This window comes from Lysobacter sp. P5_C4 (assembly GCF_054049695.1).
The window spans coordinates 1-659 of sequence record NZ_JBFULX010000011.1 but is presented as its reverse complement, the minus strand read 5'-3'; the positions used below and the strand labels follow the sequence as shown (position 1 = coordinate 659).

The 659-nt window shown below is 53.6% G+C and carries 1 rRNA gene; it reads right to left on the bottom strand.

What is annotated here, in order from left to right:
- Positions 1–625: ribosomal RNA gene (locus ACXJJ8_RS15400) — 16S ribosomal RNA — on the bottom strand; the annotation flags it as partial.
- Between the last annotated feature and the right edge of the window lie 34 nt (positions 626–659).

Here is a 659-nt window from a genome sequence, read left to right as displayed (position 1 = left end):
GGGTTGAGCCCCGGGCTTAAACACCCAACTTAATTGACCGCCTGCGCGCGCTTTACGCCCAATAATTCCGGACAACGCTTGCCCCCTACGTATTACCGCGGCTGCTGGCACGTAGTTAGCCGGGGCTTTCTTCTCCTATACCGTCACACAAAAGGCAGTTACTCCTCTTGCTGTTCGTCTAGGGCAACAGAGCTTTACGATCCGAAAACCTTCATCACTCACGCGGCGTTGCTCCGTCAGACTTGCGTCCATTGCGGAAGATTCCCTACTGCTGCCTCCCGTAGGAGTCTGGGCCGTGTCTCAGTCCCAGTGTGGCCGTTCACCCTCTCAGGTCGGCTACGCATCGTCGCCTTGGTRRGCCGTTACCYYACCAACTAGCTAATGCGCCGCAGGCCCATCTATAAGCCACAGATTGCTCCGTGTTTCATAATTCTCTCATGCGAGAAAACCAGTTATCCGGTCTTAGCTATCGTTTCCGATAGTTATCCCAGTCTTATAGGCAGGTTACCTACGTGTTACTCACCCGTCCGCCGCTAACTTATCCCGAAGGATAAATCCGCTCGACTTGCATGTATTAGGCACGCCGCCAGCGTTCGTCCTGAGCCAGGATCAAACTCTCCATAATAGTTGAACGATTGCTCGTCCGTATATCTGAAAGC